This window comes from Burkholderia sp. LK4, assembly GCF_001043615.1.
Classification (GTDB): Bacteria; Pseudomonadota; Gammaproteobacteria; order Burkholderiales; family Burkholderiaceae; genus Burkholderia; species Burkholderia cepacia.
In genome coordinates this window covers 169,142-189,164 of the sequence record NZ_LDUL01000010.1, presented here as the reverse complement: position 1 = coordinate 189,164, position 20,023 = coordinate 169,142, and the positions used below count along the sequence as shown (strand labels likewise).

The window sequence follows — 20,023 nt, the reverse complement described above, 5'->3', positions numbered from 1 at the left end:
GCCTTCCGCCGGGCGGTGCGCGGCGTACCATATCGAAACCGTGAAGCGCGGTATTCCGGATCGCGCATTGTGTGCGGCGCGTGCTTGGGCGATCCTCCCGCCGTGCGCGTCGGCCTGTGGCCCGCGCGTACCCCGAAGACGGCGAGCACGCCGGGTAACCGGGCCAGGGCGTTCGAACGGACGCAGGCACCGGAGCGTGCCGCGATTCAGCGTTCGAACGGCTGTGTGACCGCCACCAGGATCAGCGCCTGGGGCAGACCGACGCGGAGAACGCATGAACCTTGAGCAGCACGCTGGCGCACGCGCGCCGAACCCTTCCTCATCCCGCCCGAAAACCCTGCTGGTCAAGCACGCCGACGTGCTCGTGACCATGGACGACACGCGCCGCGAGCTGCGCGACGCCGGGCTCTACATCGAAGACAACCGGATCGTCGCGGTCGGCCCGAGCGCCGAGCTGCCCGACACGGCCGACGAAGTGCTGGACCTGCGCGGCCACCTCGTGATCCCGGGGCTCGTGAACACGCACCACCACATGTACCAGAGCCTGACGCGCGCGGTGCCGGCCGCGCAGAATGCCGAACTGTTCGGCTGGCTCACGAACCTGTACCGGATCTGGGCGCACCTGACGCCCGAGATGATCGAGGTGTCGACGCTTACCGCGATGGCCGAGCTGCTGCAGTCGGGCTGCACGACGTCGAGCGATCACCTGTACATCTACCCGAACGGCAGCCGCCTCGACGACAGCATCGGCGCCGCGCAGCGGATCGGCATGCGCTTTCACGCGAGCCGCGGCTCGATGAGCGTCGGCCAGCGCGACGGCGGGCTGCCGCCCGATTCGGTCGTCGAGCGCGAGCCCGAGATCCTGCGCGACACGCAGCGCCTGATCGAGACCTATCACGACGAAGGCCGCTACGCGATGCTGCGCGTGGTGGTCGCGCCGTGCTCGCCGTTCTCGGTGAGCCGCGAGCTGATGCGCGACGCGGCCGTGCTGGCGCGCGAATACGGCGTGTCGCTGCACACGCACCTCGCGGAGAACGTCAACGATATCGCGTACAGCCGCGAGAAGTTCGGGATGACGCCGGCCGAATATGCGGAAGATCTCGGCTGGGTCGGCCACGACGTGTGGCATGCGCACTGCGTGCAGCTCGACGATGCGGGCATCGGCCTGTTCGCGCGCACCGGCACCGGCGTCGCGCACTGTCCGTGCTCGAACATGCGGCTCGCGTCGGGCATCGCGCCGGTGAAGAAGATGCGTCTCGCGGGCGTGCCGGTCGGCCTTGGCGTCGACGGCTCCGCGTCGAACGACGGTGCGCAGATGGTCGCGGAAGTGCGGCAGGCGCTGCTGCTGCAACGGGTCGGTTTCGGGCCCGATGCGATGACCGCGCGCGAAGCGCTCGAGATCGCGACGCTCGGCGGCGCGAAGGTGCTGAACCGCGACGATATCGGCGCGCTGAAGCCCGGCATGGCCGCCGACTTCGCCGCATTCGACCTGCGCCAGCCGCTGTTCGCGGGCGCGCTGCACGATCCGGTCGCGGCGCTGGTGTTCTGCGCGCCGTCGCAGACGGCGTACACGGTGGTGAACGGGAAGGTGGTGGTGCGGGAGGGGCGGCTGGCGACGCTCGATCTGCCGCCTGTCATCGCGCGGCATAACGCGCTGGCGCAGGCACTCGTGGAGGCGTCGCGCTGATGCCGTGAGCGGGAGAGTGCGCCGCGCGCTGCACGGGCGCGTGGCGGCCGAGGCCGGGATCCGTCACGCGCGGCCGCACGAGGCCACTTCGGGCCACTTCGGGCCACGCCGCAGCGGCGTGGCCGGCGCGCACGTCGTGCGCGCTTACGCTTCGATCAGCGTGCGGGTGGCTTCGGCGACGAGGCTGCGCAGCCAGCGCACTTCGTCGGAGTAGTGGCAGCGCTCGTGCCACAGCTGGTAGTACTGCATCGGCGGGAAGTCGAGCGGTGCCGGCACGACCGACAGCGGCAGGAACTTCGCGTAGTGATCGGCGAACAGGCGCGTCGTCGTGAAGATCAGGTCGGATTTCACGAGCACGTACGGCGCGAGGTTGAAGTACGGCAGCGTGACGACCACGTGGCGCTTCAGGCGTTCGCGCGCGAGATGCACGTCGATCGCGCCGCGCTGGCCGACCGAGTACGGCGTCGGCGCGAGATGCGGCGCGTTCAGGTACTGGTCGAGCGTGAGCCCGCCACGCTTCGCGAACGGGTGCGTGTTGCTCATCAGGCAGACGATTTCGTCGACGAACAGGTTCGACAGATGCAGCTGCTCGGGCGGTTCCGGCCAGTTGCCGACGACGATGTCGAGCTTGCCGTCCTCCAGCGCGAGCTCGTAGTCGAATGCGGGGCCGAGCGAATGGAACTCGAGCGTCGCGTTCGGCGCGGCCAGGCGAAAGCGCTCGACGACGGTCGGCACGAACAGCACGTTCAGGTAGTCGGGGCAGCCGATCCGGTAGCAGCGGATCGACGTGGCCGGGTCGAAGTTGTGCTGCTGGAACTTGATCCGTTCGATTTCACGCAGCGCGTTCTGCACGGGCTCGAGCAGGCGCAGCCCGTATTCGGTCGGCACCATGCCGGACTTGCCGCGCACCAGCAGCGGATCGCCGGTGATGTCGCGCAGGCGCCGCAGCGCGGCACTGATCGCCGGTTGCGACTGGTTCAGTTTGACGGCCGCGCGCGTGACGCTGCGCTCCATCAACAAGGTGTGCAAGACGCGCAAGAGGTACGTGTCGATCGCCTCGCGTTGCTGACTCATGATTTCTCCGGGTTATATGTCTGGGCTGATCGAGGGGTACTGTGGGTATATCGTTTTTAATATGAACGAAAGTCAGCGTCAAGAGATGGATACCCGCAGGCACCCGCCGGCCGGGCCTCGACAAGGGGCCTGAACGGGGCTGCAAGCGGGCGCGCCGCGCCGCGCGGAGGCACGTGTAGCGCGACTCCGGATCGCGGCGCGGCGTGGGATGCGACGGGCGCGTCAGTCGTCGATGCGCATGCCGACCTTCAGCGTCACCTGCCAGTGAACCACCTGGTCGCCTTCGATGTGGCCGCGCGTTTCGGTCACCTGGAACCAGTGCAGGTTGTGCAGCGTCTTGCCGGCTTTCGAGATCGCGTTGCGGATGGCGTCGTCGCTCGATTGCTGTGACGAACCGGTCAGTTCGATCATCTTGTACACGTGGTCGCTCATGATGCGCTCCCTGGGATATCGGCATATGTCGCCGGTGCAGGTCGCGTTCCCGAAGCGGCGCCGCGCGTGCCCGGCTTCTTGAGTGATAGGTATGATGGGCGGCAAGTGCAACCCATATCGGAGACGAGGAACATCGTGGAAGTCGGATTTTGCGGACCGGGATTGATGGGCGCGCCGATGATTCGGCATTTGCTGGCGGCCGGGCATCGGGTCAGCGTGTGGAATCGCTCGCGCGACAAGGCCGAGGCGCTCGTGAAGGATGGCGCGCAGGTGGCCGGCACGCCGCGTGAACTGGCGGAGCGCGTCGATACGGTATTCGTGTGCGTGCTCGACGGCCGCGCGGTGGGCGACGTCGTGTTCGGCGAGCACGGGCTGCTGGCCGGCGATGCCGCCGCGCGTCGCCTGCAACGCATCGTCGATCATTCGAGCATCCCGCCCGCCGCGACGCGCGATTACGCGGCGCGCGCGGCTGCACTCGGCGTCGGCTGGATCGATGCGCCCGTATCGGGCGGCGTGCCCGGTGCGCAGGCCGGCACGCTCGCGGTGATGGCCGGCGGCCGCGCGGCCGATCTCGACACGGTGCGGCCGCTGATCGACACGTACGCGTCGCGCATCACGCACATGGGCGACGCGGGCGCGGGGCAGACGGCGAAGCTGTGCAACCAGGCGATCGTCACCGCGACGGTGACCGCGATTGCCGAGGCCGTCGGCCTCGCGCAGGCGAGCGGCATCGATGCCGCCCGGCTGGCCGAAGCGCTGGCCGGCGGCTGGGCCGATTCGGTGCTGCTGCAGACGTTCGTGCCGCGCATGACGTCGGGCGGTCATGCACCGATCGGCGCGCTCGGCACGTTCCAGAAGGACGTCGATGCGATCGCCGACGCGGCACGCGACACGGGTGCGGTGATGCCGGTGTCGGCCACCGTGCAGCAGGTGCTGCGGCTGGGCGCCGCGCAAGGGCTCGCCGGCGCCGATTTCGCCGCGTTCATCGACATCGTGCGGCCCGGCAACGGGCGTCGCCAGGCGTCGTGACGGGCAAGCGGGGCGCGTGAATGGCAGATGGGCCGCCCGGAGGCGGCCCATCGAATGGCAGGCGGATCAGCCGAGGGAGCGGGGTGTCGTGTCGCCGGCGTTCTGGCGGCCGAGCCCGCCGCGCAGGCTCGCTTTCGTGCCTGCACCAAACTCGGGCAGGATGCGCGCACGCGCACGGCTGGCGAACACGAGGAAACCGAAGCCGTTCGCTTCGTACCAGTAACCACCGTTCTCGAGGCCGTCGAGCGGCTGCTCGAGTGCGTTGGCGATCGATTCGATGCAGCGCTTGCGCAGCTCGGCGATGGCGGGATAGGGCGGCTGGGCGCCGCGCACGCTGCACAGGAGCACGTCGAGACCGGGCAGCACGTGGGCGTACAGGACGGGTTCGTCCTGCGCACGGGCGCGGGCAATCTTGGTGTCGAGCTGGGCAAACGGTTTCGAGTGGCGCAATACCGCGAGGAATGACTCCTGGCCATCCTGCTGGGCACGCCGACGTTTTTTCGGGAAGGACATAAACACTCGCCTCAAAAACAATTGCAAGAAATGCGGCATTTTCATGCGACCCACTCCCGGCTATGTACGCCGCATGTCGATCCTTTATAGCACACGAAAATGCTGCCTTCGTGCAGTACGACGATCAATGTCTCCCGTCGACCTGCTCGCCATGATCGACACAGCCAGCGTCTTGGCGCCCGTACTGTCGTTTAGTCTCCATCATAGACCTGCTTTTCCCGCGCGTGCATTCGCCCGTCACAAAAAAGTGAGACAGGCCGCATGCGGCGGTGCATCGCGCGCGCAATAAAAAGGCCCGCACGAGGCGGGCCTGGCAGGCGGAGTGCTCGGCGATCAGCGCTGCTTCAGCGAATCGCGGATCTCGCGCAGCAGCACCGTGTCTTCCGGCGTCGCGGCCGGTGCGGCTTCTTCCGGCTTGCGCAGCTTGTTGATGAATTTCACCATCAGGAAAATGATGAACGCGAGGATGACGAAATTGATCGCCACGGTGATGAACGAGCCGTAGCCGAACGCGGCGACACCCGCGGCCTGCAGATCCTTGAACGAATCGGGATTACCCTTGAACGTCGGGGGGATGGTGCCGAGCAGAACGAACTTGTTCGAGAAATCCAGACCGCCCGTCAGCACGCCGATCACCGGCATGATCAGGTCTTTCACGACCGAGTCGACGATCTTCGAGAACGCGCCGCCGATGATCACGCCGACGGCGAGATCCATGACGTTGCCCTTGACGGCGAACTCCTTGAATTCCTTGATGATGCTCATGAGCGGCTTTCTCCTGTTGGGGGCGAGGGGAGGCGTGCCGCGACGCGCGGGGATGCGGAGCGTCGAATGAGGGTCGGTGGCACGCCGATGGCCGCATGATAGCGAACGCTCCCCATTGCCGGTAGTCCATCTTGAAATGATTGACAAATCCGCGCGTCGGCGCGGCCGGCGATGAAGGGGAGCGTGGCGTGCGTTGCAGCGCGTCGCGGGTGTGTCGACGCGCTGCGCGGCGTCAGGTGTTGTCGTCGGTCCAGCCGTCGTCGTTGCTGCCGAGGTCCATGCCGCCGCCGCCGTTGCCGTCGCTCCAGTTCGACGCATCGCCGCGGCCCAGGTCGAAGCCCGGGTCGTTCTCCTGCCGGTGGCGTTCGCCGTCGACGATCACGTCGCGTTCGACCACGCGCTCGCGGCCGCCCGACATCGCCTCGCCGAGCAATACGCCCGTCAGCAGCCCGCCCATGCCGCCGCCGAAACCGCCGCCGCCTTGCTGGATCACGACGGGCGGTTGCTGTTGCGGGTAGGGTGGCGGCGGATACGGCTGGCCCTGCGCGCCCGTCATGCGATCGGCTTCCTGCGCATACACGGAGCCGCTGCCGTTCGCCGGTGCAGCAGGTTGCGCGGCCGGGTCGGGACGCCCTTCGACGCGTGCCTTCACGCTCGCATGGCGCTGTTCGAGTTCATCGACGCGATAGGGCGGCACCGGATTCTTGCCGTTGGACAGCGTTTCGACGAGCGTGCGCGCGTCGGTCTCGATCGCTTCGAGTTCGCCCGTGAGCGCCGCCGCCCCCGGCGCCGTCGACAGCTTCGCGTCGAGCTTCAGCGGGCGAATGTCGTTCAGCACGTCGGTGGCGCGCTTGAGCTGCGTGCGGCGCTCGTCGTCGGCGCGGCTGTCGTCGGCCGTGCGCGCGCGCCGCAGCGTCCAGCGCAGCACCAGCGCGATCACCGCGACGATCAGCCCGAGGCCGATCCACATGCCGGTCGACGGGCCATGTTTTTCGGCCGGCGCGGCGGCGGGCGCGAGCGACGATTGCAGCGTACCGGCCTGCGTCGCCGACGGCACGTTGCCGCTCACGCGCGCGGCGTCGGCGCGAATGCGCGACTCCGTCTGGGCAAAGCGCGACGCATCGGTGAACTTCAGCTGCGGATCGAGCGACTTCGCGCGCTGCAGCTGCGCGAGCGCATCGGACGCGCGGCCCTCGCGGTCCAGCACCTGTGCATACAGGTAGCGCGCGTGCGCGTTGTTCGGATGGGCGTCGATGACTTGCGACAGCTGCGTGTCGGCTTGCTGCCAGTTGCGTTGCGCGATCGACTGCTCGACCTGCTGCAGCGACGGGACCGCAAACGCGGCGGACGACAGCAACATCAGCGAGAGGCCGAGTGCGGCGAGAGATTTCTTCATGGTCGAACCGGGCGCAGGCGCCCGTCTCCTGACGATCGGTTCGCGCCGCGCGCCCGGGGCGGGCGGCGGCGCGGTTGCCCGCAGTTGCCGTTACTGCGCGGGCGTGTCGAGCTGCTTCTTCAGCGCGGCGAGGCGATCCTCGACCGACGGGCCCTTGTTCAGCGCGGCGAGCTTGTCGTCGAGTGCCTTGCCGCTCGACGTGTCGGCGGAATTGAGGCGCGCGTCCGAGCGGGCGTTCTGCAGCGCGACCTTGTCCTCGAGCTTCTGGAAGTCTTCGGACAGGTTCTTGCCGCCGATGCCGCCCAGCGCGCTGGCCGCGACGTCCTTCGCCTGTGCGATTTCCTGCTTGGCCTGCAGGATGTTCGAGCGTGCATTCAGGTCGTTGCGGCGCTGACGCATGTCGGCGATCTGCCCCTTCAGCTTGTCGACCGACGGCTCGAGCGTCGACAGTTCGGCCGCGAGCGCGTCACGCTCGGCTTCCGCGTTCGACTGCGCGCCGAGCGCCTCGCGTGCGAGTGCCTCGTCGCCGGCCTGCAGCGCGCGTTTCGCGCCGTCCTCGTACTTCTTCACCTTGTCGTCGGCCGCATCGCGCTTGCTGCGCTGGGTCGCGACCTGTGCCTCGATCTCGATCAGCGAATTCTCGGCACGACCGATGCTGTCGTCGAGCTCCCGCACGATCTGCCGTGCGTCGCGCGACGGATCCTGTACCGAATCGGCCGCATCGTTCAGCAGGCCTTTGATCGTGCGCGAAACAGAGTCGAAAAGCGACATGAAATCCTCCGTGATTGAAAGGCGCCGCGTCACCGCGGCAGTGCCCGTAGCGAGCCGGTTCCGACCCGCATGAGCCGGCGGATATTACACCACCGGTTCACTTAAATACGGCTTAAACGCGCGAGTTCAAGCGGCGTGCGCATCAGGATGTCGAACCTTTCGCGGTTGAAAGAAAATCGACCGTGCGCACCATATTGCGTGTCCATGATAGGCAGAGGATGCCGACAATACGTTCCTCAAATCACGGCATTGCGGGAATTTTTACAAAAAATCGCGAAGGCACCCGGTCGATTTCATTAAAATGCGCTGTCACGTCGCGGGAACGGATCGCCGCGCGGCGGGGTCTGTCGACGTGACAGCCGCATCACGCTGTACCCGCTCTGATTCATCCGCTTGCATTTCCGCATGCGTCCGAGGGTGCCACGTACGCCCGCCATTCCGACATGCCAATTATCAAACGACCGCCTTCTTCTTCCGACAGGAACGAACCCCACTACACGCTGCGCCGTTCGCCGTCCGGAGCCTATTACCCCGATGACGACGATCGCGACGACGACCGCCGCACCCAGCGCAGCAGCGGCGGCGGAGGGCGCCGTCGCTCGTTCGGCTCGCGCGTCGCGCTGTGGTTCGCCGGCCTGTTCGCGACGCTGGCGATCGTCGGCGCGCTGATCGTCGGCTACGCGCTGGTCGTGATGGCGCCGCAACTGCCGTCGCTCGATGCGCTGACCAACTATCAGCCGAAGGTGCCGCTGCGCGTGTTCACGGCCGATCACGTACTGATCGGCGAGTTCGGCGAGGAGCGCCGCAGCCTCGTGCGGTTCCAGGACATTCCCGACGTGATGAAGAAGGCCGTGCTCGCGATCGAGGACTACCGCTTCTACGAGCACGGCGGTGTCGACTTCGTCGGCATCCTGCGCGCGGGCGTCGCCGACCTGATGCACGGCGGCGCGCGCCAGGGCGCGAGCACGATCACGATGCAGGTCGCGCGCAACTTCTTTCTGTCGAGCGAGAAGACGTACACGCGCAAGATTTACGAAATGCTGCTCGCGTACAAGATCGAGAAGGCCCTGACGAAGGACCAGATCCTCGAGCTGTACATGAACCAGATCTATCTCGGCCAGCGCTCGTACGGCTTCGCGGCCGCCGCGCGCGTGTATTTCGGCAAGGACCTGAAGGACATCACGCTCGCGGAAGCGGCGATGCTCGCGGGGCTGCCGAAGGCGCCGTCCGCCTATAACCCGGTCGTCAATCCGAAACGCGCGAAGGTGCGCCAGGAATACATCCTGAAGCGCATGCTCGAGGTCGGCTACATCACGCAGCCGCAGTACGACGAGGCCGTGAAGGAAGAGATCCACGTGCGCACGCCGGGCAACCAGTACGCGGTGCACGGCGAGTACGTCGCCGAGATGGTGCGGCAGATGATGTACCAGCAGTACAAGGACGAAACCTATACGCGCGGGCTGACCGTCACGACGACGATCAATTCGGCCGACCAGGAAGCCGCGTACCAGGCCGTGCGTCGCGGCATTCTCGACTACGAGCGCCGCCACGGCTATCGCGGGCCGGAAGCGTCGATCCAGCTGCCCGCGGCCGGCGACGACCGCGACGAGGCGATCGACGACGCGCTCGCCGATCACCCGGACAACGGCGACCTGCAGTCGGCGGTCGTGCTGTCGGCGTCGCCGAACGCGGTCGAGGTGCAGTTCGTCGGCGGCGCGACCACGACTATCGGGCCGGCCGGGCTGCGCTTCGTGTCGGCCGCATTGAGCCCGCGCGCGAACGATACGCTGCGCATCAAGCCGGGCTCGGTCGTGCGCGTGCTGAAGGACGGCAAGACGGGCTGGCAGGTCGTGCAGCTGCCGCAGGTCGAAGGCGCGCTCGTCGCGATCGCGCCGCAGGATGGCGCGATCCGCTCGCTCGTCGGCGGCTTCGACTTCAACAAGAGCAAGTTCAACCACGTGACGCAGGCATGGCGGCAGCCGGGCTCGTCGTTCAAGCCGTTCATCTACTCGGCGTCGCTCGACAAGGGCATGGGGCCGGCGACGATGATCAACGACGCGCCGCTGTACTTCCCGCCGAGCGTGCCGGGCGGCACCGCCTGGGAGCCGAAGGACGACGACCAGCCGGACGGCCCGATGACGATGCGTACCGGCCTGCAGCGTTCGAAGAACCTCGTGTCGATCCGGATCCTCGCGTCGATCGGCACGCAGTATGCGCAGCAGTACGTGACGCAGCGCTTCGGCTTCGATCCCGCGAAGACGCCGCCTTACCTGCCGATGGCACTCGGCGCGGGCCTCGTGACGCCGCTGCAGCTCGCGACGGGTTATGCGGTGTTCGCGAACGGCGGCTACAAGGTCGATCCGTACCTGATCGCCGAGGTCGACGACGCGCGCGGCCAGCCGCTGCAGAAGTCGCAGCCGGTGCTGGCGGGCAGCACGGCCCCGCGCACGATCGAAGGCCGCAACGCGTACGTGATGAACAGCCTGCTGCATTCGGTCGCGACTGCCGGCACGGGCGCGGGCACCAACGCACTGGGCCGCAGCGACCTGCAGGGCAAGACCGGTACGACGAACGACGCGAAGGACGGCTGGTTCGCCGGCTACCAGCAATCGCTCGTCGCGGTGGCATGGATGGGCTTCGACCAGCCGAAGAGCCTCGGCAGCCGCGAGTTCGGCGCGCAGCTCGCGCTGCCGATCTGGGTGAACTACATGCGCACCGCGCTGAACGGCGTGCCCGAGCAGCAGATGCCGATGCCGGACGGCCTGACCTCGATCGACGGCGAGCTGTACTACGCCGATCGCACGCCGGGCAACGGCTTCGTCGCGAACGTCGACATCAACCCGGCCGAGAACGCGATCAGCGCGAACGACGCGCTGGGTTCGGCCGGTGCGGCCGGGCTCGCGCCGCCGCCCGTCACGCCGCAGGAGAAGCAGCAGATCATGGACATGTTCGAGAACAAGTAAGCGGAATACCGCTGTTCATGCGTGCGACGGGCGCCTTCGGGCGCCCGTTTTTTTGTGCGTCGACGCAAGCGGGAGCGGCGGAATCAGAACGACGCGCAGGCAGGCACCACCGTCATGCCGACCGATTCCTGATGAAACCGCTCCATATAGGCCTTCCGGATCGCGGCGAGCCGCACGCGCGTGTCGGGCGTATCGTCGGCGATGATACGGATCACGAAGCTGTCCTCGCGCGTGATACCGCCGCTCGTGCGGTCGCGCCATTGGCCGTGCGTATCCCAGTAGGTCAGGCCGTCGGGAAAACGCGGCGTGACCGTGTCGGCGAGAAACGCCGCGCGCTCCGCATCGGTGACGGAGCCGTGTCCCGCGATGTCGCGCCCGAACAGCAGGTCGGCCTGCAGCATGCGGCTCTCGCCCGGCTGGGTGCAGGCCGGCGCCGTGCCGGCGGCGGGCGGGGGCGGTGCCGCGCAACCGGAGAGCAGTGCGATCGCGACGCCCCCGATCATGGGCGCCGCGCGGTGCCACCAGGTCTTGGGGCACGCGGCTGAAGGCCGCATCTGCCCAATTCGTGTCGATCGACCTCCGCGCGCGCAAAACGCTGCGCGCTCAACCACTTGCGTGTTTGTCCGGCGGGTTATCAACAGGGCTGTCAACATAATCTGGGGATAACCCTAGGTTGGTTCGCTGACGCCCGGCGCGCGATCAGTGCTGCGGTTTCGCGTGCGCGAGATGCATGCCGAGCGTGCCCGGGTCGGTATTCGTGCCCGACAGCAGCACGCCGACGCGCTTGCCCTGCAGCGTTTCGCGCAGCGGGCCGAGCAGCGCGGCGAGGGCGGCCGCGCATGCCGGTTCGACCGACAGCTTCAGTTGCGAGAACAGGAACAGCATCGCGGCACGCAGCGCGTCGTCGGACACGGTGACGATGCGGTCGACGTGGCGCCGGCACAGCTGGTAGCTGTATTCCTCGGTATGCGGCGCCATCAGCGAATCGGCGATCGTTTGCATCGCGCTCATCTTGATCGTGTGATTGGCCGCGAAGCTGCGACTCATCGCGTCGGCGCCTTCCGGCTCGACGCCGTACACGTGCACGCGCGGATTCGCGAGCCGCAGCGCGGTCGCCATGCCGGCCGCGAGCCCGCCGCCGCCGATCGGTACGATCACCGCGTCGAGGTCGGGAGTCTGCGTCGCCCATTCGTAGCCGAGCGTCGCGGTGCCGAGGATCGTGTGATAGCCGTTGAACGGATGGATGAAGAAGCGGCCTTCCTCGGCCTCGATCCGGCGCACCAGATCGAACGCCTGCGACGCGCTGCCGGCCAGCACGACTTCCGCACGGTACTGCTTGCACTGCGCGATGCGCGTCGGGCTCGCGGTGTGAAACATCACGACCTTGGCGCTGCTGCCGAGCCGCATGGCCGCATACGCGACGGCCGCCGCGTGATTGCCGGCCGACACGCAGGTGACGCCCGCGTTCTTGCGGGCCTCGTCGAGCGCAAGCAGGTTCGTGAATGCGCCGCGCGCCTTGAAGCTGCCGCTCACCTGCAGCAGTTCGAACTTGAAGTTGACGTGCGTGCCCTCGAGGGACGGCAGGTCGGCGCGTTCGAACACGGGCGTGCGCGCGACCCAGGGCGACAGCGCGAAATGCTGCGCGGCGATTTCGTCGAGCGTCGGGATCGGCTCGCCGTCGATCGTCGTATGGGCCGTGCCCTGTTGTTCAGTCGACATGACGTGGCGGGTGGCGGAGTGGGCCGGCCCGCACACGCGGGCCGGCGTGGCGGGAGGCAGTCAGTGCGCGTCGACCGACATGCTGCGGATGAACTTGCGCAGGAACTGCTCGCAGCCGGCGAGCTGCGCGAGCTCGACATATTCGTTCGGCTTGTGCGCCTGCTCGATGTTGCCGGGCCCGCATACGACGCTCGGGATGCCCGCGCGCTCGAACAGGCCGGCCTCGGTGCCGTATGCGACCTTGCGCTTGTCCTGGTCCGCCGTCAGCGCGCGCACGAGTTGTGTGATCGCGGCCTGTTCGGTTGCGTCGAGGCCCGGCGCCGCGGCGATCTTCGAAAATTCGATCGCGGCATTCGGATGCTCGCGGAGCATCTGCGGCAGCAGTGTTTCCCGTGCATACGCTTCGATGCGCGTGAAGATCTGCTCGGGATCGAGCGTCGGCAGGTTGCGGAATTCGAAGTCGAAGCGGCACTCGGCCGGCACCGTGTTGATCGCGTTGCCGCCCTGGATCGTGCTCGTCTGCGCGGTCGTGAACGGCACGTCGTACAGCGCGTCGAACGGGCCTTCGGCGCGGAAGCGGTCGGCGATGTCGCGGATGTGGCAGATGAGGCGCGCCGCATACTCGATCGCGTTCAGCCCCTTCGGCGTCAGCGACGAGTGCGCCGCGTGGCCGCGCACGCAGCAGCGGTATGCGTTGATGCCCTTGTGCGCGATGATCGGCCGCATGCTGGTCGGCTCGCCGACGATGCAGCCCGACGGTTGCACGCCGCGCTTGACGAGATCGGCGATCATCAGCGGCGCGCCGGCGCAGCCGATTTCCTCGTCGTAGGACAGCGCGAAATGGATCGGCTTCGCGAGCTTCGTCGCCTGCATCTCGGGCAGCAGCGCGAGCGCGGCGCCGATGAAACCCTTCATGTCGCAGGTGCCGCGGCCATACAGGCGGCCGTCGCGGATTTCCGGCGCGAACGGGTTGCTGTCCCATTGCTGGCCGTCGACCGGCACGACGTCGGTATGCCCCGACAGCACGATGCCGCCGTTCGTCGAGCCGTCGTGCGCGGGCACGGTCGCGAACAGGTTCGCCCAGCCCTCGCGTGGATCGTGCGTGATCGTCGATGCGATGCCTTTCGCGGCGAGCGCGTCGCGCACCGTTTCGATCAGGCCGAGGTTCGGCACGCGGCTCGTCGTGTCCATCGACACCAGTTGCTTGATCCAGGGCAGGCTGACGAGCGACGCGTCGCCCTGGGTGTCGGTGGACGGCGCCGTGGCGTCGAGAGTGGACATGGCAAAACTCCGTCTGATGAATGCGAAAATCATACTCAAAAACGCGCCGGCCCGCCCGCGCCGCGCGCAGTGCGGTGCAGCATCGGCGCGGCCGTCAGTACCGCGTCACGATCCGTCAGCGCGCCGCGGCCACCGCGCCCTGCCTCGGGGCGAGCGCGCGCAGCGTTTCCTTGATCGTCGACACGCGGATCGCGAGGTCGGGCGAGCGCGTCTCGATCCGCAGCTTGTCCTGTCCCGCCAGCTTGATGTGCCGGTGCTTCTGCACCATCTCGATGATCCGCATCGGATCGATCGGCGGATTCGGCTCGAACTGCAGCCCGATCGCGGCCTCGCTCGCATCGATCTTCACGATGCCGAGCGGCTTCGCGGCGATCCGCAGCCGGTGCGTCTCGACCAGCGCGTGCGCCTGCGGCGGCAGCTTGCCGAAGCGGTCGATCAGTTCCTCCTGGATACCGTCGATCGCGTCGCCGTGCTCGCAGTTCGCGAGCCGCTTGTACAGCGACAGCCGCTCCTGCACGTCCGCGCAGTAGTCGGCCGGCAGGATCGCCGGCGCATGCAGGTTGATTTCGGTCGTCGCGGCGAGCGGGGCGGTGAGGTCGGGTTCCTTGCCGTTCTTCAGTGCCTTCACCGCGTCGTTCAGCATGTCGGTATAGAGCTGGAAGCCGATCTCGTGGATCTCGCCCGACTGCTTGTCGCCGAGCACCTCGCCGGTGCCGCGGATCTCGAGGTCGTGCATCGCGAGATAGAAGCCCGAACCGAGTTCCTCCATCTGCTGGATCGCTTCGAGCCGGCGCTGCGCCTGCTTGGTCAGCGCCTGCGGATCGTGCACGAGCAGGTACGCGTATGCCTGGTGGTGCGAGCGGCCGACGCGGCCGCGCAACTGGTGGAGCTGCGCGAGGCCGAACTTGTCCGCGCGATGCATGATGATCGTGTTCGCGCTCGGCACGTCGATGCCGGTCTCGATGATGGTCGTGCACAGCAGCACGTTCGCGCGCTGCGCGACGAAATCGCGCATCACCCGTTCGAGCTCGCGTTCGTGCATCTGGCCGTGCGCGATCACGATGCGTGCCTCGGGCACGAGCGCCTCGAGCATCGCCTTGCGGTTCTCGATCGTCTCGACTTCGTTGTGCAGGAAGTACACCTGGCCGCCGCGCTTCAGTTCGCGCAGCATCGCCTCGCGAATCACGCTTTCTTCCTCGCGGCGCACGAAGGTCTTGATCGCGAGGCGTTTCTGCGGCGCGGTCGCGATGACCGAGAAGTCGCGCAGCCCCTCGAGCGCCATCCCGAGCGTGCGCGGAATCGGCGTCGCGGTGAGCGTCAGCACGTCGACTTCCGCGCGCAGCGCCTTCAGCGCTTCCTTCTGGCGCACGCCGAAGCGGTGTTCCTCGTCGATGATCACGAGGCCGAGGCGCTTGAACTGCACGTCCGACGACAGCAGCTTGTGCGTGCCGATCACGATGTCGACGCTGCCTTCGTTGATCTGCGCGATCGCCGCGTTCACTTCCTTCGTCGTCTTGAAGCGCGACAGCTCGACGATCCGCACCGGCCAGTCTGCGAAACGGTCGGCGAAGGTCTGCGTGTGCTGCTCGGCGAGCAGCGTGGTCGGCGACAGCAGCGCGACCTGCTTGCCGCCCAGCACCGCGATGAACGCGGCGCGCAGCGCGACCTCGGTCTTGCCGAAGCCGACGTCGCCGCACACGAGGCGGTCCATCGGCTTGCCGCTCGTCATGTCGCCGATCACGGCCGCGATGGCTGCCGCCTGGTCGGGCGTTTCCTCGAAGCCGAAGCTTTCGGCGAACTTCACGTAGTCGCGCGGATCGAGCGAGAACGCGTGGCCTTCGCGGGCCGCGCGGCGCGCGTACAGGTTCAGCAGCTCGGCGGCCGTATCGCGGATCTGCTGCGCGGCCTTGCGTTTCGCGCGTTCCCACTGGCCGGAGCCGAGCGCGTGCAGCGGCGCGCTGTCCGGATCGGCGCCGCTGTAGCGCGAGATCACGTGCAATTGCGCGACCGGCACGTAGAGCTTGCTGTCGCCCGAGTATTCGAGATGCAGGAATTCGGTCTCGCCTTCGCCGAGGTCCATCGACACGAGGCCCATGTAGCGGCCGATGCCGTGCTGCGCGTGGACGACCGGGTCGCCGACCTTCAGTTCCGACAGGTCGCGCACCATCGCGTCGACGTTGCTGGCCTGTTCCTGCCGGCGGCGGCCCGCGCGGCGGCCGAGCGCGCCGTACAGCTCGGTCTCGGTGACGACAGCGTAACCTTCGCCCGGCACCGCGAAGCCGTTCGCGAGCGGCGCGACGCCGAGCGCGAAACGTTCGTCGCTCTCGAGCCAGCCCGCGAAGTGGTCGTTCGACGCGGGGCGCAGATGGTGTTCGGCGAGCAGTTGCAGGATCGTCTCGCGACGGCCGGCCGATTCGACGGTCAGCAGGACGCGCTTGCCGGACGATTCGACGAACGTGCGCAGCGACGCGAGCGGATCGTCGGCATGGCGATCGACGGAGAGCTGGGGCAGCGCCGTCGCCCAGCCGCCGGCAGGCTGCGCGGGCAGCACGACGCGTGCGAACGGCTTCGCGAACGCGAAGAAATCCTCGTCGGACAGGAACAGGCGCTGCGGTTCGAGGATCGGCCGCTCGCGATCGTGCGCGAGGAACGCATGACGCTGCTTCGTATCCGCCGTGAAGCGGCGGATCGACGCGTCGAGATCGCCGGCGAACACGAGGTGCGCATCCTGCGGCAGGTAGTGGAACAGCGTGGCGGTTTCGTCGAAGAACAGCGGCAGGTAATACTCGATGCCGGCCGACGGCACGCCGTTACCGATGTCCTTGTAGATCGGCGCGCGGCTCGGGTCGCCTTCGAACGTCTCGCGCCAGCGGCTGCGGAAGGCCGTGCGCGCGGCTTCGTCGAACGGAAACTCGCGGCCGGGCAGCAGGCGCACGTCGCGCACCGGGTAGAGGCTGCGCTGCGTGTCGGGGTCGAACGCGCGGATCGAGTCGACCTGGTCGTCGAACAGGTCGATCCGGTACGGCAGCGGCGAGCCCATCGGGTACAGGTCGATCAGCGAGCCGCGTACGCAGTATTCGCCGGGCCGCACGACCTGGCTCACGTGCTCGTAGCCGGCCAGCGTGAGCTGCGCCTTCAGCTTCGCCTCGTCTAGCCGCTCGCCCTGCGCGAATGCAAACGTATACGCGGCCATGAACGACGCGGGCGGCATCCGGTACAGCGCGGTGGTCGCGGGCACGAGCAGGATGTCGCAGCGGCCCTCGCCGAGATCGTGCAGCGTCGCGAGACGCTCCGATACGAGGTCCTGGTGCGGCGAGAACGTGTCGTACGGCAGCGTTTCCCAGTCCGGCAGCAGGCGCACGCGGGCGTCGGGCGAGAAGTAGCGGATTTCCTGCGAAAGCCGCTGCGCGTCGACCGCATTCGCGCAGATCACCGCGAGGAGCGGCACGTCCTGGCGGTTGTCGGCGAGATAACGGGCGATGGCGAGCGCGTCGGCGGAACCATGCGCGCCGTCGAAGGCGAAACGCTGGCCGGACTTGACGCGGGCAATGGGCGAGGCGGACGGGGTGGAAGCGTTATCTGGCATAGGGACGACAGGGGTGGCGTGCACGGGCGCATCGCGGTGCGCCGGTCGAGACGAAAGACCTATTATAAAATCCGCTTCTCGATTTCATCTTTCCGGCGTTTCCCTTCGTGACTCCCCGACTTTTCGCCCTGATTCCCTGTGCCGGCACGGGCAGCCGTTCCGGCTCGGCCGTGCCGAAGCAATACCGCACGCTGGCCGGCCGCGCGCTGCTGCACTACACGCTCGCCGCGTTCGACGCGTGCAGCGAATTCGCGCAGACGCTCGTCGTCCTCGCGCCCGACGATTCCCATTTCGACGCGCGCCGCTTCGCGGGCCTGCGCTTCGCGGTGCGCCGCTGCGGCGGCGGCTCGCGCCAGGCGTCGGTGCTGAACGGGCTGCTCGAGCTGGCCGAATTCGGCGCGACCGACCAGGACTGGGTGCTGGTGCACGACGCCGCGCGCCCGGGTATCACGCCGGAGCTGATCCGCACGCTCGTCGCGGCGCTGAAGGACGATCCGGTCGGCGGCATCGTCGCGCTGCCGGTGGCCGATACGCTCAAGCGCGTGCCGGCCGGCGGCGACGCGATCGCGCGCACCGAGTCGCGCGACGCGCTGTGGCAGGCGCAGACGCCGCAGATGTTCCGCATCGGCATGCTGCGCGAGGCGATCCTGCGCGCGCAGCGCGAAGGGCACGACCTGACCGACGAAGCGAGCGCGATCGAATGGGCCGGCCATACGCCGCGCGTCGTGCAGGGCAGCCTGCGCAATTTCAAGGTCACGTACCCCGAAGATTTCGCGCTCGCGGAAGCGATCCTCGCGCGCCCCGCGAACGCCTCCTGACTTTCACCCCTTCTTTATCGGAACACGCATGGATTTCAGAATCGGACAAGGCTACGACGTGCACCAGCTCGTCGAGGGGCGCCCCCTCATCATCGGCGGCGTGACGATTCCGTACGAACGCGGCCTGCTCGGCCACTCGGATGCGGACGTGCTGCTGCACGCAATCACCGACGCGCTGTTCGGCGCGGCGGCGCTCGGCGACATCGGCCGCCACTTCTCCGACACGGACGCGGCATTCAAGGGCGCGGACAGCCGCGTGCTGCTGCGCGAGTGCGCGGCCCGCATCAAGGCGGCCGGCTTCACGATCCAGAACGTCGACAGCACCGTGATCGCCCAGGCGCCGAAGCTGGCACCGCATATCGACGGGATGCGCGCGAACATCGCGGCCGATCTCGGGCTGCCGCTCGATCGCGTGAACGTGAAGGCGAAGACCAACGAAAAGCTCGGCTATCTCGGCCGCGGCGAAGGGATCGAGGCGCAGGCCGCCGCGCTGCTGGTGAAGCAGGGCGGCTGACGGTTGCCCGTGGCGGCGCGTGGTTCGCGCCGCACGCCGTCCCGCGGAAACGGAAATGCCACGCTGATGCGTGGCATTTCCGTTTGAAGCGGGCGTCGCTCCCGGCATCGCCGCCGGTGCGCGCGGCGCAACCGCTTATTCGCCTTCGGCGGCGATCACCTGCGCGGCGGCGTTGATCACCGATGCGATACGGCCGACGTCGCGCAGCTGCGTGACGGTCATCCCTTGCTCGTTCTTCAGCAGCGCATAGTGCGACTTCACGCAGAAGTGGCACTTGCCGACGATCGACGCGGCGAGCGCGTACATCTCGAACTTGCGCTTGTCGACGCCGCCGTGCGTCGCGTACGCGCCCATCCGCAGTTCGGCGCGTTGCGTCTTCAGGTCGGCGTCGTCGGCCATCTCGACATACGGATACCAGGTGTTGTTCATCCCCATCAGCGCGGCCGCCGTCAGCACGGCGTTCGTTTCTTCGGGCGACAGGACGCCGGCTTCGCGGATCGTCTTGATGAGCACCGTGCTCTTCGCCGCGATCGCCGCCGCCAGCGCGACGCCGACAGCGTCGGTGCCTTCGAGCGACGAGCGCGAGATCGTGCCGTCGAGGTTCAGGCGAATGTCCTTCGCGTAGTCGGGAATACGTGCCTTAATCGAATCGATGAATTCCATTGATATCTCCTATGGGTTGGCCGTTAAAAAAGCCCGCAGGCAGGACGTGCGCCGCGGGCTTCGTGCATCGATGCGCTTACAGCGTTGCGCCGCCGACTGCACGGTTGCACGGGCAGAGTTCGTCCGTTTGCAGGCCGTCCAGAATCCGCAGGACTTCTTCCGGGCTGCGGCCGACGTTCAGGTTGTTCACCGAAACGTGCTGGATCGTGTTGTCCGGATCGACGATGAACGTTGCACGCAGGGCCACGCCGGCTTCCTTGTCGCGCACGCCGAGCTGGTCGATCAGCTCGCCCTTGACGTCGCCGAACGAGTAGTGGTTCAGCTTGTCGAGGTCCTTGTGCTCACGGCGCCATGCGAGCTTGACGAATTCGTTGTCCGAGCTGCCGCCCAGCAGAACGGCGTCGCGCTCTTCGAACTGCTTCGTGAGCTTTGCGAATTCGACGATTTCCGTCGGGCACACGAACGTGAAGTCCTTCGGGTAGAAGTAGATGATCTTCCACTTGCCCGGGAACGACGCTTCGGTGACGGTCTCGAATGCCGACTGGCCGTTTTCTTCGTGGTTGTTGAAGCCCGGCTTCGCGGCCACGACGGTGAAAGCTTCGAGTTTATCGCCAACGGTTTTCATGCGGATACTCCTGTATGAGTTGGGAAGAAGACTGAGTCAAGCTACCTCGGTGCTGCAACGATGGTGTGACAGCATGGGTGGGACTGTAACACTATTAGCAAGGCGCTTCAATAGATTTTGACTAACGCCATCCATAGTTTTTTTCAACCGGATCGATAGTGTGAAGGGCGGCAGGCGTACGCGAGCG

17 protein-coding genes are annotated in these 20,023 nt (G+C 67.3%); 5 read left to right on the top strand and 12 right to left on the bottom strand.

Going from position 1 to position 20,023, the window contains the following annotated elements:
• Positions 1 to 274: 274 nt before the first annotated feature.
• Positions 275 to 1,687 carry an 8-oxoguanine deaminase gene (locus VK92_RS06415; protein ID WP_021160371.1) on the top strand — a complete coding sequence of 471 codons (1,413 nt, stop codon included), beginning with the start codon at positions 275 to 277 and terminating at the stop codon, positions 1,685 to 1,687.
• Between the two features lie 144 nt (positions 1,688 to 1,831).
• On the opposite strand, the gene VK92_RS06410 is transcribed toward VK92_RS06415, so the two are convergent.
• Positions 1,832 to 2,761 carry a LysR substrate-binding domain-containing protein gene (locus VK92_RS06410; RefSeq protein ID WP_006478550.1) on the bottom strand — a complete coding sequence of 310 codons (930 nt, stop codon included), beginning with the start codon at positions 2,759 to 2,761 and terminating at the stop codon, positions 1,832 to 1,834.
• A gap of 222 nt (positions 2,762 to 2,983) precedes the next feature.
• A complete protein-coding gene (locus tag VK92_RS06405) occupies positions 2,984 to 3,193 on the bottom strand; it encodes a dodecin (protein WP_021160372.1) in 210 nt (69 codons plus the stop codon).
• Between the two features lie 135 nt (positions 3,194 to 3,328).
• On the opposite strand from VK92_RS06405, the gene VK92_RS06400 reads away from it, so the two are divergent.
• Positions 3,329 to 4,222: an NAD(P)-dependent oxidoreductase gene (locus VK92_RS06400; protein WP_048020970.1), complete on the top strand. Its 894-nt coding sequence runs from the start codon at positions 3,329 to 3,331 to the stop codon at positions 4,220 to 4,222.
• A 66-nt stretch (positions 4,223 to 4,288) separates the two neighbouring features.
• Here the strand turns inward: VK92_RS06400 and VK92_RS06395 are convergent, their stop codons facing one another.
• The 4 genes from VK92_RS06395 to VK92_RS06380 form a co-directional block, all read right to left on the bottom strand.
• The gene (locus VK92_RS06395) at positions 4,289 to 4,735 is read right to left on the bottom strand and encodes a hypothetical protein (protein WP_027784713.1); all 447 of its coding nucleotides are present in this window, start codon (positions 4,733 to 4,735) and stop codon (positions 4,289 to 4,291) included.
• Positions 4,736 to 5,068: 333 nt separating this feature from the next.
• Positions 5,069 to 5,500, bottom strand: a complete 432-nt coding sequence (gene mscL / locus VK92_RS06390) for a large conductance mechanosensitive channel protein MscL (protein WP_006487991.1) — start codon at positions 5,498 to 5,500, stop codon at positions 5,069 to 5,071.
• Positions 5,501 to 5,732: 232 nt separating this feature from the next.
• A complete protein-coding gene (locus VK92_RS06385; protein WP_048020972.1) occupies positions 5,733 to 6,896 on the bottom strand; it encodes a tetratricopeptide repeat protein in 1,164 nt (387 codons plus the stop codon).
• 90 nt (positions 6,897 to 6,986) lie between these two features.
• A complete protein-coding gene (locus tag VK92_RS06380; protein ID WP_021160377.1) occupies positions 6,987 to 7,667 on the bottom strand; it encodes a PspA/IM30 family protein in 681 nt (226 codons plus the stop codon).
• Positions 7,668 to 8,110: 443 nt separating this feature from the next.
• On the opposite strand from VK92_RS06380, the gene VK92_RS06375 reads away from it, so the two are divergent.
• Entirely contained in the window at positions 8,111 to 10,630 is a 2,520-nt protein-coding gene (locus VK92_RS06375; protein WP_021160379.1) for a penicillin-binding protein 1A, read from the top strand.
• 83 nt (positions 10,631 to 10,713) lie between these two features.
• Here the strand turns inward: VK92_RS06375 and VK92_RS06370 are convergent, their stop codons facing one another.
• From VK92_RS06370 to mfd, 4 genes are all read right to left on the bottom strand, one after another.
• Positions 10,714 to 11,133 (bottom strand): DUF3574 domain-containing protein, encoded by a 420-nt coding sequence (locus tag VK92_RS06370; RefSeq protein WP_048020977.1) that lies wholly within the window; start codon positions 11,131 to 11,133, stop codon positions 10,714 to 10,716.
• A gap of 196 nt (positions 11,134 to 11,329) precedes the next feature.
• On the bottom strand, positions 11,330 to 12,349 hold the full coding sequence (locus tag VK92_RS06365) for a threonine/serine dehydratase (RefSeq protein WP_021160381.1): 1,020 nt from the start codon (positions 12,347 to 12,349) through the stop codon (positions 11,330 to 11,332).
• 60 nt (positions 12,350 to 12,409) lie between these two features.
• Positions 12,410 to 13,630: an acetylornithine deacetylase gene (gene argE / locus VK92_RS06360; RefSeq protein WP_021160382.1), complete on the bottom strand. Its 1,221-nt coding sequence runs from the start codon at positions 13,628 to 13,630 to the stop codon at positions 12,410 to 12,412.
• Positions 13,631 to 13,745: 115 nt separating this feature from the next.
• Positions 13,746 to 17,216, bottom strand: coding sequence for a transcription-repair coupling factor (mfd, locus tag VK92_RS06355; protein WP_048020979.1), 3,471 nt, complete (start codon positions 17,214 to 17,216; stop codon positions 13,746 to 13,748).
• Between the two features lie 107 nt (positions 17,217 to 17,323).
• Between mfd and ispD the strand changes: the two genes are divergently transcribed.
• On the top strand, positions 17,324 to 18,034 hold the full coding sequence (ispD, locus tag VK92_RS06350) for a 2-C-methyl-D-erythritol 4-phosphate cytidylyltransferase (RefSeq protein WP_021160385.1): 711 nt from the start codon (positions 17,324 to 17,326) through the stop codon (positions 18,032 to 18,034).
• A gap of 28 nt (positions 18,035 to 18,062) precedes the next feature.
• On the top strand, positions 18,063 to 18,548 hold the full coding sequence (gene ispF / locus VK92_RS06345) for a 2-C-methyl-D-erythritol 2,4-cyclodiphosphate synthase (protein WP_021160386.1): 486 nt from the start codon (positions 18,063 to 18,065) through the stop codon (positions 18,546 to 18,548).
• 135 nt (positions 18,549 to 18,683) lie between these two features.
• On the opposite strand, the gene VK92_RS06340 is transcribed toward ispF, so the two are convergent.
• Complete coding sequence (locus VK92_RS06340; RefSeq protein ID WP_011352388.1) at positions 18,684 to 19,211, bottom strand: carboxymuconolactone decarboxylase family protein; 528 nt, start codon at positions 19,209 to 19,211, stop codon at positions 18,684 to 18,686.
• Positions 19,212 to 19,287: 76 nt separating this feature from the next.
• A complete protein-coding gene (locus tag VK92_RS06335) occupies positions 19,288 to 19,836 on the bottom strand; it encodes a peroxiredoxin (protein ID WP_006478563.1) in 549 nt (182 codons plus the stop codon).
• Positions 19,837 to 20,023 lie beyond the last annotated feature (187 nt).

Excerpts from the sequence above, each read along its gene's own strand:
- VK92_RS06375 (WP_021160379.1), top strand. The coding sequence starts at position 8,111 with ATGCCAATTATCAAACGACCGCCTTCTTCTTCCGACAGGAACGAACCC.
- mscL (WP_006487991.1), bottom strand. The coding sequence starts at position 5,500 with ATGAGCATCATCAAGGAATTCAAGGAGTTCGCCGTCAAGGGCAACGTC.
- VK92_RS06365 (WP_021160381.1), bottom strand. The coding sequence starts at position 12,349 with ATGTCGACTGAACAACAGGGCACGGCCCATACGACGATCGACGGCGAG.
- VK92_RS06405 (WP_021160372.1), bottom strand. The coding sequence starts at position 3,193 with ATGAGCGACCACGTGTACAAGATGATCGAACTGACCGGTTCGTCACAG.
- VK92_RS06395 (WP_027784713.1), bottom strand. The coding sequence starts at position 4,735 with ATGTCCTTCCCGAAAAAACGTCGGCGTGCCCAGCAGGATGGCCAGGAG.
- ispF (WP_021160386.1), top strand. The coding sequence starts at position 18,063 with ATGGATTTCAGAATCGGACAAGGCTACGACGTGCACCAGCTCGTCGAG.
- VK92_RS06380 (WP_021160377.1), bottom strand. The coding sequence starts at position 7,667 with ATGTCGCTTTTCGACTCTGTTTCGCGCACGATCAAAGGCCTGCTGAAC.
- VK92_RS06370 (WP_048020977.1), bottom strand. The coding sequence starts at position 11,133 with ATGATCGGGGGCGTCGCGATCGCACTGCTCTCCGGTTGCGCGGCACCG.
- argE (WP_021160382.1), bottom strand. The coding sequence starts at position 13,630 with ATGTCCACTCTCGACGCCACGGCGCCGTCCACCGACACCCAGGGCGAC.
- VK92_RS06335 (WP_006478563.1), bottom strand. The coding sequence starts at position 19,836 with ATGAAAACCGTTGGCGATAAACTCGAAGCTTTCACCGTCGTGGCCGCG.
- VK92_RS06410 (WP_006478550.1), bottom strand. The coding sequence starts at position 2,761 with ATGAGTCAGCAACGCGAGGCGATCGACACGTACCTCTTGCGCGTCTTG.
- VK92_RS06385 (WP_048020972.1), bottom strand. The coding sequence starts at position 6,896 with ATGAAGAAATCTCTCGCCGCACTCGGCCTCTCGCTGATGTTGCTGTCG.
- mfd (WP_048020979.1), bottom strand. The coding sequence starts at position 17,216 with ATGCCAGATAACGCTTCCACCCCGTCCGCCTCGCCCATTGCCCGCGTC.
- VK92_RS06340 (WP_011352388.1), bottom strand. The coding sequence starts at position 19,211 with ATGGAATTCATCGATTCGATTAAGGCACGTATTCCCGACTACGCGAAG.
- VK92_RS06415 (WP_021160371.1), top strand. The coding sequence starts at position 275 with ATGAACCTTGAGCAGCACGCTGGCGCACGCGCGCCGAACCCTTCCTCA.